Origin of the sequence: Rhizorhabdus argentea (assembly GCF_037861105.1) — a bacterium.
Lineage (GTDB): Bacteria > Pseudomonadota > Alphaproteobacteria > Sphingomonadales > Sphingomonadaceae > Rhizorhabdus > Rhizorhabdus argentea.
Genome location: NZ_JBANFK010000008.1, coordinates 180574 through 195109, shown reverse-complemented (window position 1 = coordinate 195109; position 14536 = coordinate 180574). Strand labels below are relative to the sequence as shown.

Genomic DNA, 14536 nt, shown 5'->3' with positions numbered 1-14536 from the left:
GCCTGTCGGCGGTGAGCGCGACGTCAATGCGGATTGGAACAGCCTGCAACAGCTTACCAACCTGTTACGCTGAAGCACCCAAGCAGGAGCTGATGTCTGGTATACAAAAAACGTGTTGGCTTTGACGCTTGATTGCGCGTTTGACGGATCGAAGACCAGTCAGGAGATTGCGCGTCTCAAGCCCATGCAAGCGATGAATAGCATGACGGATCGATGACCTTCGGCGTACCCTGGAAACATTCGCGTTTCCCGTCGCCTGAACCCAAGAACCTGACAAGGGACTGATCATGAAAATCGGCATCATCGGCACTGGCCACATTGGAAAAATCCTGGTTCAGCGACTGAGCGGGACAGGGCATGAGGTCAAGGTCGCAAATTCGCGTGGGCCCGAGACGATCGACGCCGATATTCTGTCGTCGGGCGGTCGAGCAGTCACCGTGCAGGACGCCGTCACCGATGTTGACGTGGTGATCCTGTCCATCCCGCTCAACCGCATCCCGGAGGTCGCGCCGCTCGTGGCGGGCTTGCCACCGGAAGTGATCGTCATCGACACCTCCAATTATTTTCCTCAGCGCGACGGACACATCGACGCCATCGACGCTGGTCAGGTGGAGAGCCTCTGGGTCGCCGAGCGTCTGGGCAGGCCAATCGCCAAGGCATGGAACGCGATTGGTTCGCAGTCCCTCGCCACGAAGGCGCAGGCAGCCGGACACCCCGACCGTGTTGCTATTCCTGTCGCGGCTGACAGCCAGCATGATCGCGAAATTGCGATGGCGCTGGTCGATGCTACTGGAATTGAGCCTGTGGATGCAGGCTCGCTTGCCGAGTCATGGCGCCAGCAGCCAGGGGCACCAGTCTATTGCACAGATCTCTCGAAAGACGAAGTGGCTGCTGCCTTGCTAGCAGCAGATCGGGCGCGCTTGCCCAAGCGGCGCGATCTGTCGTTCGCGGCAGTCATGGAACGGATGGCAGGAACAGGCGCGACTAACCCCGACGCGCTATATAGTTTGCGACTGCATCGGGCTTTGTTCCTGTAAGTCTGGTTGCGTCACTCTGGCGATGGCCCGGATACTGACCGAACGCACATTATGGTTCAAGTTAGCAACGGCAAAGATAGCATAACAGAGGAAAGCTGAAATGGCGCAAAATCTTGCAGGACGCTCGATACTGATCACCGGCGGTGAGGCCCGCTTCGTAACCGGTACGATGATGAGCGTCGATGGCGGCCTTACCGCAGCCTGACCGACTGGCACTGGCGATAGAATTTCATAGGAGATCATAGTGGGACAGGTACTGGTCACCGGGGGCACCGGGAATATCGGGATGTACGCCGTTGCCGAATTTGTGCGGCGCGGGCACGAGGTGACGGTTCTCGATCAAAAGAGCGAAGCGCCGATGCTTACCGCCATCGCACCGGAGGCGGACATCGTTGCCGGAGACATTCTGGATGTCGACCTCCTGGCGAATCTCGTCAGGGATCGGAAGATAAGCCGCATTCTTCATCTGGCCGGCTATCTCGGGCCCGAATCGGTTGCTTTCCCCGTGAAGGCGATCGATGTGAACTGTCGGGGTACGGCGAACATATTCGACGTCGCGATGGACCAGGGGGTGGAACGGGTGTGTTGGAGCAGCTCGATCTCCGCTGTAGGCACGTTGCCGGACTATGACGGCAGGCCGGTCGACGAAAATTACCGGATCGCTCCGACTACGACTTATGGCGCCAGTAAATATTATGGCGAGCTCATGACCGCCATTTATCGCGAGCGCGGTCTCGATGCCACGTGCGTTCGCGTTGCCTTCGCCTTCGGGCTCGGCAAGCTGACGGGAAGCTGGGGTGCCAATTACAATCGGATCATTTACAATGCCGCCGTCGGTCGCCCGTCTCTATTTCCCTCATGGGCGAAAACGGGTGTTCAAATGATCTATAACAAGGATCAGGCCAAGTTCTGCGTGGATGCAACGCTGGCGCCAAGATCCGAACACTGGCTGTTCAACACGCCAACCGAAAAAGCCTTTTCCGAAGACGAAGTTATCGCGATCATTCGGGACATAGTGCCCGACTGCGATATTGGTCGGGACTCACAGCCGCCCCATGGTTCGGCTTTTCCGCCAAATGTCGATGGTAGCCGGGCGATCCGTCAGTTCGGCTTTTCGCCGGATTATACCGTGCGTGATGCGATCGCCGAAATGGTAGATTATTACCGGCGCTATCCGGATCAAGGTCTCTAATGCCTCGAAACTCGGGCACGCCGATCCTAGTGGTATCGGTCCACATGGTTGGTGTCATGCCGGCCTCGCAATTCGATGAATCACAACGGACTCATATAACGCAGCTTCTTTTTCGATCAGGCTCTGGCCTGTACGAGTGACAACATACTTTGCGTGGACTCATGGAAGCGGGCATCAAGGAGAGAATGGTAATGAAAGTGCTGGACGCTCAAGAACTATTGCAGGTTGCCCGGGACCGGACGGGCCTGTCCGACTTTGGGCCGGATGATTTCCGCGAAGGTCTGGATATGCTCGTGAAGGGCGTCAATGCCGACGTTGCCGTTCGCCCCGACCGGGTCGAGCCGCTGCGTGAAAATGTCCTGCGCCTCCTCATCAATCGCCTGTGGTTCCAAAAGGATCTTGCCGAGCATCCTGAAATTCTCGACGAAGTCATCGATGCGCCGATCATCATCACGTCGCTACCCCGCACCGGCAGCACGAAACTGCAGCGGCTGCTGGCTGCGTCGGGCGATTTCCAGCTCCTCGAATATTGGAAGGGCCATATGTTCGCCCGCATCCCCGGCGCGCCCGATGGCGGCCGGGAGCAGCGGATCGCGGAGACGCGAGCCTATGAAAAATGGCTGTATGAAGTATCGCCAGACATGATCACGGGCCATCCTGTGTTCACGGACGAGGCCGAGGAGGAGATGCAGCTTTTCGAATATTCCTTCCGGACGGGTGGATGTGCGGTGTTCGGCTCGTCGTCTCATTTCAGATGGCTGTTACAGGCCGATACTGCGCCAGCTTATGACTATCTGAAAATGCAGCTTCAATATCTGCAATGGCAAAATCCTGAAGATCGCAAGAAGCCGTGGCTTCTCAAGACGCCGATCCATTTCGGGCTGGAAAAGCAGGTGAACCGGATTTTCGACAATCCCCGCTTCATCGTCACTCATCGCGATCCCGTCAAATGCGTGCCCTCGATCGCAGGCGTCACGCACAACTGGCATATGCTCTACGCGGATGTCGAACCTGACCTGAACGGAGGCGAGGCGATGACAGCCTATTATGGCCAGTCTGCCGACGAGCATCTGGCGTGGCGCGACAATGATCCGAATCTGCAAATCCTCGATATCGCCTTTTCCGACATCACCTCGAACGACGATGCGGTCGTACGCCGTATCTACCAGGCGTTCGGCCTGCCGCTCACGGAGCAAAGCCAGCAGGGGATGCGCGAATGGTCGGAACGCAATCCGCGCAACAAGCATGGCGGCTATTCCTATTCGGCCGAGAAATTCGGAACCACGGACGAAGCGATCCGTAGCCGGTTTTCCGGCTATTACGACCGTTTCGGGCATCTGCTGGCGTGAGGGAGAAGGCCCTATGCATGACATCGAACACCGGCTGGCGGAAGTCGAAGCGCGCTTCGCGATAACAGACATCGTGCATAAATTCTGTCGCGCAGCCGATCGCAGCGATCTCGAAGCGATCCCGTCCCTGTTCCATGAGGGGGCCGTCGACAATCACGCCTTTTACGAAGGCGATGTGCCTGGGCTGGTCGAATGGATGCGGGAACGGCACCGGAACATCCTGCACGCCAGCCATAATGTCACCAACGTTCTGATCGAATTCGCCGGCATCGACCGCGCGCTGGTGGAAGCACGGGTGACCGTCTGCACCCGTTATTCGGCTGCAGGCGCGGCGGCGTTCGCCAAGGCGGCCGGCCTCGCCATCGAGGGCGACCGGCCGGTCGATGTGTTGTCGTTCGGGCGCTATGTCGATATTTTCGAACGGCGGGATGGCGCCTGGAAGATCGCGTCGCGAACAGCGGTTCCCGACCAGAACCTGGTTCTCGAAGTGCCCCAAGAAACCGAGATAAGTTCCCCGGTCCTCGTCAAGCCACGCCGGGATCAGGAGGATCTCGTTTTTCGGCTACGCCACGAAATGGGGCTGGCCTGACCCGCAGCGAAAGCACCCTATGATTTAATGGGGGGTTCACATGAGCTGTAACGGCCCCGATTTCGGTATTGCCACCGCTTATACCGTGCCGGAGAGCTTCAAGGGAATGTACGATCCGCTGCTCTCCCATACGGCAGTGGCGGCGGTGACGAAGAGGCTGAAGCTCGGTAGCTCGATCTCGATCATCACCGAACACCACCCGATCAGTCTGGCGACCCGGATCCGCGACGCTCGATCATTTTCGGGCGGCCGCTTCATCCTTGGCGCTGGCTGGAGCGCGGGGCTTTTGCTCCTCTTACCAACCGCGCACAGGGCTCGCCAACGCCCGTCGCGCGGAGCCGGATTCATTTGGCGGCTTTTAAAAGGAATATCGGGTTTCTGGCTGCAAATGCAGCGTGGTTCGACAGGACCATGGTGTTCCTCAATCCTGAATCGCAGCAAGCCCTTCATGTTGATGTGCCCCTAGGTGTCAGTGCCATGCGGCTAAGGAGAGGGTCGAGCTTGGATCTGGGGAAGGTTGGAGGACTCTGCATGCCATCTTAATCCAAGGCCATGACAATATTGGTCAGTAGTATCAGTGCACCGCTGATTGCCGTTAATTCCTCTTTCCTCCTCTCATGTTTGACTTCAATTTCTCCTGAGTGAACCGTCCGCTGGAGATCACGGACCGACTCACGCGTGTTTAGAACGCGCTGAAGCTCGCGCTCGAAAGTGCCCCTCTGTCTCGCCGATTCCTCCCGTGAAGGTGAAAGTCCAAAATCTGGCCTCACAGGAATATCAAATGATAGGGCTAGGACGATAGCCACATACCGTGGATTTATTGGACATCATCTACCGCTAATTTCGGCTGAAATTTTTGTAGACCCCGTCATGCGCCTGACCCCTTCAGCATTCGTCACCCAATTGACATTGGGACACCTATCTTAGACATAGTCCTAAGTGCGGTATCAAATAACACAATGTTATATGGTGGAGGGATTATGCAGCTCGAAGGCAAAGTGGCCGTGGTACTCGGCGCATCCGCATCCGGCGGCACGGGGTGGGCAATCGCAGAAGCACTGGCCGCCGAAGGGGCAAAGGTTGTCGTAGCTGCCAGGCGAATTGAGCCTCTTCAAGAACTGGCCGATGCAATCGATGGGCTGGCCGTAGTCTGTGATGGCGCGAAGCAGGATCAGATCAGGGCCCTGTCACTGTCAGCAGTCGAAGCATATGGAAAAATCGACATCGCGATAAATTGCGCCTTTTTTGCGGGCGACGGCTTGATCGGTGACTCGGACCAAGACACGCTCCAGACTTCGCTGGATGTCAACTTTCTCGGCCACGTCCATTTCGTCCGCTATATGGCGGAGATCATGAATGATGGGGGGTCTATCACTTTGATCTCCGCTCAAGCAGCGGCCCAGCCGTCGCTGGGAGCCTTTGCTTATGGCTGTGCCAAGGCGGCGACCGATTGCTTGGTGCGTTATGCTGCAGTGGAATATGGTGGGCGGGGAATTCGGGTGAATTCAATTCTTCCGGGACCGATCAAGACATCAACTACCGCACCTTTCCTTGATCGGTTCGACGTGAACGAGGCGTTCATGGAACAGATTCCACTTGGGCGATTGGGGCTGCCGAAGGACTACGCCCAGGTGGTGGTTTGGTTAGCCCAGCCGGGATTCATTTCTGGGGTCAATCTGCCCGTAAGTGGCGGAATGCACCTCAACCGCATACCGGTGTACAGGGGATTTGCGCAATCTGATTGACGCCCAGGCAGCATCGTAAAACGCACTATCCGGCAGCTGGCGCGCACCGCTTCTCGGCAACCTTATGGCGTCACGCAATTGTTACCGCTTCTTCAAAAGCTCGGGTTCGGTTTGGCCTTGGCCAGATGAACATAGGCATGCGCGACACTGCATTTGTCTCATCTACAAAATTGGAAGCGTGTCGGAACACCAAAGAGGAAGAGGGGCGCCATGAATTACGGTATGATAAGGACAAGACGGGCGGCGCGATCAGTTCGCCAAACGCTGGATCCAGGAAAAGACGCCCACAACCAGTCGCTTAACGGTCGTTCCCGAACCTTGTCGGAAACCGCCTGGTGCCCAGGAGAGGACTCGAACCTCCACGGCCTTGCGGCCACTGGCACCTGAAGCCAGCGCGTCTACCAATTCCACCACCTGGGCATTCGGAGCGGAGGCCGGGCGGATAGCGGGGTGGCCAAGGACTTGTCAACCGCCTTGTAAACCGCTGCCGTGCAGGGCAATGCGGAGGAAATCTGATCATCAAGGGAATATGACGATGAGCCGTCTTGTCACGCTGTTCGGCGGTGGTGGATTCCTCGGCCGCTATGTGGCGCAGGAATTGCTCAAGGCCGGAGCCCGCGTTCGGATCGCCGAGCGCGACCCATCCGACGCATGGTTCCTCAAGCCGCTCGGCGGCCTCGGCCAGACGCAGTTCGTACCGGCCAGCGTAACCCGGCCGGCGACGCTGGCCGCAGCGGTCGAAGGAGCGGATGCGGTCGTCAACCTTGTCGGTATCCTGAAGGGCGACTTCGACGCGATCCACCACAAGGGTGCAGCCAATGTCGCGGCGGCCGCCCGCGCTGCGGGCGCCAATGCGCTGGTTCACGTGTCGGCGATCGGCGCCGATCCAGAATCGCCATCGGCTTATGGACGGAGCAAGGGGCAGGGCGAGAGCGCCGTGCGCGCGGCTTTCCCGGCTGCGACCATCGTGCGGCCATCGGTGGTGTTCGGTCAGGAAGATTCCTTCCTCAATCGATTTGCCGCCATGCAGCGGCTGCCGTTCGTTCCGGTGCTGCGAGGCCGGGTGAAGTTCCAGCCGGCCTGGGTCGTGGATGTCGCGCGAGCGATCGCGGTGGCGGCGATGGACCCTGCGCATGCCGGCAAGATCTACGAACTGGGCGGCCCGCAAGTGTTGACGATGGCCGAGCTCAATGCGTGGCTCGCTCAGGCGACCGGTCGAAATCCCACCTTCGTGCCTGTGCCGGACGCTGCTGGCGGCATCCTGGCCACCATCGCCGGGTGGCTACCGGGGGCGCCCATCACCCGCGATCAGTGGCTGATGCTGCAGAAGGACAATGTCGTCTCGCCGGGCGCCACGGGCTTCGAGGCGTTCGGAATCGCGCCGACGCCGATGGAAGCGGTCGCGCCAGCCTGGCTGGTTCAGTATCGTCCGCATGGACGCTTCGCCTCCCGCGCCAAGTCGGCGGCCTGAACGGGATGGAACTGTCGCTGCTGTCGATCATCCTCCTCGGCATCGTCGAGGGGCTCACCGAGTTCCTGCCGGTTTCCTCGACCGGGCACCTGATCCTGGCAGGCGAGGTCATGCGAGTGCCGCAGGGCACCGAAACCTTCGACATCGTCATCCAGCTCGGGGCGATCCTCGCGGTTGTCGTGCTCTATCGCCATCGCTTCGCGGCGGTGCTGGCGGGACTCGCCCGGCGCGATCCCCAGGCGATCCGCTTCACTCGCAACGTGCTGGTCGGCTTCCTGCCATCGGCGGTGATCGGCGCGGTCGCCTATGGCGCGATCAAGGCGCTGCTGATGACGCCGATGGTGGTGGCGGTCGCGCTGATCCTGGGTGGTATCGCTATCCTCGTCATAGAGCGGAGCGTGCGCCGACCGAGCTGCGACAGCGTCGAAGGCATGTCGCTCAGGACTTCGCTGGGGATCGGCTTCATCCAGTGCCTGGCGATGATCCCGGGCGTAAGCCGCTCGGGCGCCACGATCATGGGCGCACTGACCTTGGGTGTGGAGCGCCGCACCGCTGCGGAATACAGCTTTTTTCTCGCCATCCCCACCATGGTAGGCGCGACGACCCTCGCCCTCTGGAAGGCACGGCACGAACTCGGCGATGCCCAGGCCACTGCGATCGCGATCGGCTTCGTCGTGTCGTTCATCGTCGCAATGTTCGTCATCCGCTGGTTCCTGAACGTCGTGACGAAGCACGGTTTCGCGCCATTTGCGTGGTACCGCATCGTTGTAGGGTCGGCGGCCTTGATCTGGCTCCTAGCGAGGTAGGTCCGATCCGGTCTCATTGGCGGCGCGAACAAGGAGAAATTCCAACGAGTTGCTTCACTTCCCCAATAAATAGGTAAGTATATCTGCCCTATGGCGTGAAAAGCGCGTGACTCGCGCGTCTTTTCGTGAGAGATGCGAGGGCAGACCCTTGTTGCCATGGGTAGGTGATCGGCGCAGCCGGCACTCGTGGCGATGAGCAGGTCCCAACACTTTGAGGAGAGCTGGCTCACGTCCCGCCGGGCGCGCTGTGCGCTTGCGACGGCCGTGGCGGCTCTGGCGGGGCAGTTCGATGGCAGACGATCCGATGCTGAAGTTCGTAGGCGTGGGGCAGGCCTTTCCACCCAAACGCGCTGCCGATACGCGCGTTGCCGATTTCGGTGAGATTGCACCAAAATACGCGCCGCCCCAGGCCGAGGAACAGGCATCGCGCTGCTCGCAGTGCGGCGTGCCTTATTGTGCGACACATTGCCCACTCCACAACCATATTCCCGATTGGCTGCGTCTGACGACCGAAGGGCGGCTGCGCGAGGCTTATGAGCTCTCGAACGCTACCTCGACCATGCCGGAAATCTGTGGCCGCATCTGTCCGCAGGACCGGCTGTGCGAGGGCAATTGCGTCATCGAGTTCTCGGGGCACGGCGCGGTCACGATCGGCTCGGTCGAGAAATATATCACCGACACAGCCTGGGAAAATGGCTGGGTGGAGCCGGTCGCCGTCGGCCCTGCTCGCGGTCAGTCCGTTGGCGTGATCGGTGCCGGCCCAGCCGGACTGACGACGGCCGAGCTGATGCGCGCGCGCGGTTATGAGGTGCATGTCTACGACCGGCACGATCGCGCCGGCGGCCTGCTGACCTATGGTATCCCCGGCTTCAAGCTCGAAAAGCCGATCGTCATGCGTCGCGTGCAGCGGCTCAAGGATTCGGGCATCGTCTTCCACGAAGGCTTCGAGGTCGGCCGCGACGCCTCTCTCGCCGAACTGCGAGGCCGCCACGACGCGCTGCTGATCGCGACTGGCGTCTACAAGCCGCGCGCGATCAAGGCGCCGGGCGTTGGCGCCAGCGGCGTGGTCGAGGCGCTCGACTATCTCACCGCGTCGAACCGCAAGAGCTTCGGCGATGCCGTGCCCTCGTTCGACGATGGCTCGCTCGATGCGAAAGGCAGGAATGTCGTGGTCATCGGCGGCGGCGACACGGCGATGGATTGCGTGCGAACGGCGGTTCGCCAGGGCGCTGCCTCGGTGAAATGCCTCTACCGCCGCGATCGCGCCAACATGCCTGGCTCGCAACGCGAGACGAAGAATGCCGAGGAGGAGGGCGTCGAGTTCGTCTGGCTGTCGGCGCCTGAGGCGTTCGAAGGCACCGGCGGCGTCAGCGGCGTTCGTGCGACCAAGATGCGGCTGGGTGACCCCGATGTTTCGGGCCGCCGCACGCCCGAACCTGATCCGGGCAGCGATTTCCGGATCGATGCCGATCTGGTGATCAAGGCGCTCGGTTTCGATCCGGAGGATCTGCCCGGCGCGTTCGGCTCGCCCGAGCTGTCGGTGACGCGCTGGGGCACGCTGCGCGTCGATCACAAGTCGATGCAGACCTCGCTCGACGGCGTGTTCGCGGCGGGTGACATCGTCCGCGGCGCCAGCCTTGTAGTATGGGCGATCCGCGATGGCCGCGATGTCGCCGAGCGGATGCATCTCTATCTCAAGACGAAGGCCAAGGCTCAGAAGGTGGCGGCATGACCGATCCGAGAGAAATCAGCGCGAAGATACAGGGCGATCCCGAATGGATGGCGTCCCAGCGCGAGCGCCTTGCCCGCGAAGGCATGTATCGCCCTGAGTTCGAGGGTGACGCCTGCGGCGTCGGCCTTGTTGCAGCGACCGATGGCAAGCCCTCGCGCCGCGTCGTCGCGGCGGCGATCGATGCGCTTAAGGCGGTGTGGCATCGCGGTGCGGTCGATGCCGACGGCAAGACCGGTGACGGTGCCGGCATCCATGTCGACCTGCCGGTGCGCTTCTTCGACGACGCGATCGAATATGCCGGGCATCGGCCGCTGCCGAACCGGCTCGCGGTCGGCATGGTGTTCCTGCCGCGCACCGATCTCGGCGCGCAGGAGACCTGCCGCACGATCGTCGAGAGCGAGATCATCGATTTCGGCTACACCATCTATGGCTGGCGCCAGGTGCCGGTCGACGTGTCGGTGATCGGCGAAAAGGCGCAGCTCACCCGGCCCGAGATCGAGCAGATCATGATCGCCGGGCCGATGCCGGACGAGATGTCGCTCGAGGAGTTCGAGAAGAATCTCTACCTGATCCGCCGGCGGATCGAGCGCAAGGTGATAGAGGCGCAGATCCAGGGCTTCTACGTCTGCTCGCTGTCGGCGCGCTCGATCATCTACAAGGGGCTTTTCCTCGCGGAGGAGCTCTCGGTCTTTTATCCCGACCTCAAGGACGAGCGCTTCGTCAGCCGCGTCGCGATCTTCCATCAGCGCTATTCGACCAACACCTTCCCGCAATGGTGGCTGGCGCAACCCTTCCGCGCCCTTGCGCACAATGGTGAGATCAACACGATCCGCGGCAACAAGAACTGGATGAAGAGCCACGAGATCAAGATGGCGTCGCTCGCTTTCGGCGAGCATTCGGACGAGATCAAGCCGCTGATCCCCGCGGGCGCTTCGGACACTGCCGCGCTCGACGCGGTGTTCGAGACGATCTGCCGTTCGGGCCGCGATGCGCCGACCGCCAAGCTTATGCTGGTGCCCGAAGCCTGGCAGAACAGCGACATACCCGAACCGCGACGGGCGATGTACAGCTATTTCGGTTCGGTAATGGAGCCGTGGGACGGGCCTGCTGCGCTGGCGATGACCGACGGCCGCTGGGTAGTGGCCGGCGTCGACCGCAACGCGTTGCGCCCGCTCAGGACGACTCGGACCGCCGACAATCTGCTGATCGTCGGCTCGGAAACCGGCATGGTGGTGGTGCCGGAGAGCACGATCATCGCCAAGGGGCGGATGGGTCCGGGGCAGATGATCGCGATCGATCTTGAGGAAGGCCGCCTCTATGGCGACGCCGAGATCAAGGACAAGATCGCCGCCGAGCAGCCCTATGGCGAATGGGTCAAGGGTTTCAGGCTGCTCAAGGATCTGCCGGCCCCGGCAGAGGACATGATCCCGCGCTGGTCGCGGCCCGAACTGCTGCGCCGCCAGGTGGCCGCCGGGCAGACCATGGAGGACATGGAGCTCATCCTGAGCCCGCAGATCGAGGAGGCCAAGGAAGCGATCGGCTCGATGGGCGACGACACGCCGCTCGCGGTAATCTCGGACAAGCCCCGGCTGATCAGCCATTTCTTCCGGCAGAATTTCAGCCAGGTCACCAACCCGCCGATCGACAGTCTGCGCGAGACGCGGGTGATGAGCCTGAAGACACGCTTCGGCAATCTCGCCAACATCCTCGACAATGAGGGCCAGCAGGCGGACGTGCTCGTGCTCGAAAGCCCGGTGCTCCACTGTCGCGACTGGCATGCGCTCAAAGAACATTTCGCCAGTTCGGCGGCGGAGATCGACTGCACCTTCGACGCCCATGGCGGGCCCGATGCGCTGCGCCAGGCGATCACGCGCGTCCGTGCCGAGGCCGAGACTGCCGTGCGCGAGGGCAAGGCCGAGCTGTTCCTGACCGACGAGCATGTCGGGCCAGACCGCGTCTCGATCGCGATGGTGTTGGCGGCCGCTGCCGTCCACACCCACCTCGTCCGCAAGGGGCTGCGCTCCTATGCGTCGGTCAACGTGCGCTCGGCTGAATGCCTCGACACCCATTATTATGCGGTGCTGATTGGCGTCGGCGCGACCACGGTGAATGCCTATCTCACCGAGGCGGCGATAGCCGACCGCCATGCGCGCGGCCTGTTCGGCGACCGCACCCTCGCCGAATGTCTCAAGCGGCACCGCAAGGCTATCGACGACGGCCTGCTCAAGATCATGTCGAAGATGGGGATCGCCGTGATCTCCAGCTATCGCGGCGGCTATAATTTCGAAGCGGTCGGCCTGAGCCGCGCATTGGTCAACGATTTCTTTCCGGGTATGCCGGCGAAGATCTCGGGCGAGGGCTATACCTCGCTCCAGCTCAACCTGATGCTCCGGCACGAAGCGGCGTTCGACGATGTCGTCGTGTCCTTGCCGGTCGGAGGATTCTACAAGCAGCGGGCAGGGGGGGAGGCGCACGCCTATACCGCGCAGCTGATGCACCTCCTGCAATCGTCGGTCGCGACCGACAGCTATTCGACCTATCTGCAATTCTCGCGCGGCGTGCGCGATCTGCCGCCGGTCTATCTGCGCGACCTGCTAGAGTTCAACTGGGCGCGTGAGGGGATTCCGATCGACTCGGTCGAGGCGATCACCGAGATCCGCAAGCGCTTCGTGACACCCGGCATGTCGTTGGGCGCGCTCAGCCCCGAGGCGCATGAGACGCTGGCGATCGCAATGAACCGGATCGGCGCCAAGGCCGTGTCGGGCGAGGGCGGCGAGGACAAGAGCCGCTACACGCCTTATGCGAACGGCGACAACGCCAACTCGGTGATCAAGCAGGTTGCTTCCGGCCGCTTCGGCGTCACCGCCGAATATCTCGGTGCGGCCGAGGAGCTCGAGATCAAGGTCGCACAGGGCGCAAAGCCCGGCGAGGGAGGGCAGCTGCCCGGCTTCAAGGTGACCGAGATGATCGCCCGGCTGCGCCATTCGACGCCCGGGGTGATGCTGATCTCGCCGCCGCCGCACCATGATATCTACTCGATCGAGGATCTGGCGCAGCTGATCTATGACCTCAAGCAGATCAATCCGCGCGCGCGGGTCTGCGTTAAGCTGGTGAGCTCGGCTGGCATCGGTACCGTCGCGGCCGGCGTGGCGAAGGCGCATGCCGACGTAATCCTTGTCGCCGGCCATGTCGGCGGTACGGGCGCGAGCCCGCAGACGTCCGTGAAATATGCCGGTACGCCCTGGGAAATGGGGTTGTCGGAAACCAACCAGGTGCTGACGCTCAACGGGCTGCGCCACCGCGTCAAGCTGCGCACCGACGGCGGCCTCAAGACCGGACGCGACATCGTCATCGCCGCGATCCTGGGAGCCGAGGAGTTCGGCATCGGCACGCTGTCGCTGGTGGCGATGGGCTGCATCATGGTGCGCCAGTGTCATTCGAACACCTGTCCGGTCGGCGTCTGCACCCAGGACGAGGCGCTCAGGAAGAAGTTCGTCGGTACCCCCGAGAAGGTCATCAACCTGATGACCTTCATCGCCGAGGAAGTGCGCGAGATACTCGCCAAGCTGGGCGTGCGCTCGCTCGACGACATCATCGGCCGCACCGAGCTGCTTCGGCAGGTCAGCCGCGGCGCCGAGCATCTCGACGATCTCGATCTGAACCCGGTGCTTGCCAAGGTGGACGCGCCGGAGGGCAAGCGCCGCTTCAACATCCCGACCTTCCGCAACGAAGTGCCGGACAGTCTCGATGCGCAGATGATCCAGGACGCCAAGGCCGTGTTCGAGCGGCGCGAGAAGATGCAGCTCACCTATACCGTGCGGAATACCCACCGTGCGGTCGGCACCCGCTTTTCGGCCGAGATCACCCAGCGTTTTGGCATGTCCTCGCTCGCCGACGGCCATGTCCATATCCGGCTGCGTGGGTCGGCGGGCCAGTCGCTCGGCGCTTTCGCGGTCAAGGGCATCACGCTCGAAGTGTTCGGCGATGCGAACGACTATGTCGGCAAGGGCCTGTCGGGCGCGATCATCGCCGTGCGGCCGATGGTGTCATCCCCGCTGGAAACCAAGTCGAACACGATCATTGGCAACACCGTCCTGTACGGTGCGACCGCGGGCAAGCTGTTCGCTGCCGGCCAGGCGGGCGAGCGCTTCGCGGTCCGCAACTCGGGCGCGACAGTGGTGGTCGAGGGCTGCGGCGCAAACGGCTGCGAATATATGACCGGCGGCATCGCCGTGATCCTCGGCCGGGTCGGCGAGAATTTCGGCGCCGGCATGACGGGCGGCATGGCCTTCGTGCTCGACGAGCATGGTGAGTTCGAGCGTCGGGCCAATCCGGACAGTATCCTCTGGCAGCGTTTCGCCTCGGTCCATTGGGAGATGCGCTGCAAGGCGCTGATTGCCGAACATGCCGAGCGCACCGACAGCAAATGGGCGCACACCATCCTCGACGATTGGAACCGCTGGCGCGAATGCATCTGGCAGGTCTGCCCGAAGGAGATGGTGAGCCGGCTGGAATATCCGCTGAGTGATGCCGAGGTGGAGGTCGTGGCGGCGGAATAGAAATAAGCGGTCTCCCTCCCCTTCGGGGGAGGGCGATCGTTAAGTTGGCTCCGCTT

General features: G+C 61.7%; 11 protein-coding genes and 1 tRNA gene. 10 read left to right on the top strand and 2 right to left on the bottom strand.

Going from position 1 to position 14536, the window contains the following annotated elements; translation table 11 throughout:
• Nucleotides 1-287 precede the first annotated feature (287 nt).
• The 5 genes from AAC645_RS10265 (at nucleotide 288) to AAC645_RS10245 (ending at nucleotide 4633) form a co-directional block, all read left to right on the top strand.
• Entirely contained in the window at nucleotides 288-1037 is a 750-nt protein-coding gene (locus AAC645_RS10265; RefSeq protein WP_340315763.1) for an NADPH-dependent F420 reductase, read from the top strand.
• 244 nt (nucleotides 1038-1281) lie between these two features.
• Entirely contained in the window at nucleotides 1282-2229 is a 948-nt protein-coding gene (locus tag AAC645_RS10260; RefSeq protein WP_340315761.1) for an NAD-dependent epimerase/dehydratase family protein, read from the top strand.
• Nucleotides 2230-2420: 191 nt separating this feature from the next.
• Entirely contained in the window at nucleotides 2421-3578 is a 1158-nt protein-coding gene (locus tag AAC645_RS10255; RefSeq protein WP_340315760.1) for a sulfotransferase family protein, read from the top strand.
• Between the two features lie 13 nt (nucleotides 3579-3591).
• The gene (locus AAC645_RS10250; protein WP_340315758.1) at nucleotides 3592-4167 is read left to right on the top strand and encodes a nuclear transport factor 2 family protein; all 576 of its coding nucleotides are present in this window, start codon (nucleotides 3592-3594) and stop codon (nucleotides 4165-4167) included.
• A 40-nt stretch (nucleotides 4168-4207) separates the two neighbouring features.
• Nucleotides 4208-4633 (top strand): LLM class flavin-dependent oxidoreductase, encoded by a 426-nt coding sequence (locus AAC645_RS10245; RefSeq protein ID WP_340315756.1) that lies wholly within the window; start codon nucleotides 4208-4210, stop codon nucleotides 4631-4633.
• 73 nt (nucleotides 4634-4706) lie between these two features.
• On the opposite strand, the gene AAC645_RS20435 is transcribed toward AAC645_RS10245, so the two are convergent.
• A complete protein-coding gene (locus AAC645_RS20435; RefSeq protein ID WP_422785819.1) occupies nucleotides 4707-4937 on the bottom strand; it encodes a Tn3 family transposase in 231 nt (76 codons plus the stop codon).
• A 210-nt stretch (nucleotides 4938-5147) separates the two neighbouring features.
• Here AAC645_RS20435 and AAC645_RS10240 point away from each other — a divergent pair, with 210 nt between their 5' ends.
• Nucleotides 5148-5912, top strand: coding sequence for an SDR family NAD(P)-dependent oxidoreductase (locus tag AAC645_RS10240; RefSeq protein WP_340315754.1), 765 nt, complete (start codon nucleotides 5148-5150; stop codon nucleotides 5910-5912).
• Between the two features lie 333 nt (nucleotides 5913-6245).
• Here AAC645_RS10240 and AAC645_RS10235 read toward each other — a convergent pair.
• A tRNA-Leu gene (locus tag AAC645_RS10235) sits at nucleotides 6246-6332 on the bottom strand.
• Between the two features lie 115 nt (nucleotides 6333-6447).
• Here AAC645_RS10235 and AAC645_RS10230 point away from each other — a divergent pair.
• The 4 genes from AAC645_RS10230 to gltB all read left to right on the top strand — a co-directional run bounded on the left by AAC645_RS10230 (nucleotide 6448) and on the right by gltB (nucleotide 14480).
• On the top strand, nucleotides 6448-7383 hold the full coding sequence (locus AAC645_RS10230; protein WP_340315752.1) for a complex I NDUFA9 subunit family protein: 936 nt from the start codon (nucleotides 6448-6450) through the stop codon (nucleotides 7381-7383).
• A 5-nt stretch (nucleotides 7384-7388) separates the two neighbouring features.
• The gene (locus AAC645_RS10225) at nucleotides 7389-8189 is read left to right on the top strand and encodes an undecaprenyl-diphosphate phosphatase (RefSeq protein ID WP_340315750.1); all 801 of its coding nucleotides are present in this window, start codon (nucleotides 7389-7391) and stop codon (nucleotides 8187-8189) included.
• A 289-nt stretch (nucleotides 8190-8478) separates the two neighbouring features.
• Nucleotides 8479-9921 (top strand): NAD(P)-dependent oxidoreductase, encoded by a 1443-nt coding sequence (locus AAC645_RS10220; RefSeq protein WP_340315748.1) that lies wholly within the window; start codon nucleotides 8479-8481, stop codon nucleotides 9919-9921.
• Between the two features lie 47 nt (nucleotides 9922-9968).
• Nucleotides 9969-14480: a glutamate synthase large subunit gene (gene gltB / locus AAC645_RS10215; RefSeq protein ID WP_340315770.1), complete on the top strand. Its 4512-nt coding sequence runs from the start codon at nucleotides 9969-9971 to the stop codon at nucleotides 14478-14480.
• Nucleotides 14481-14536 lie beyond the last annotated feature (56 nt).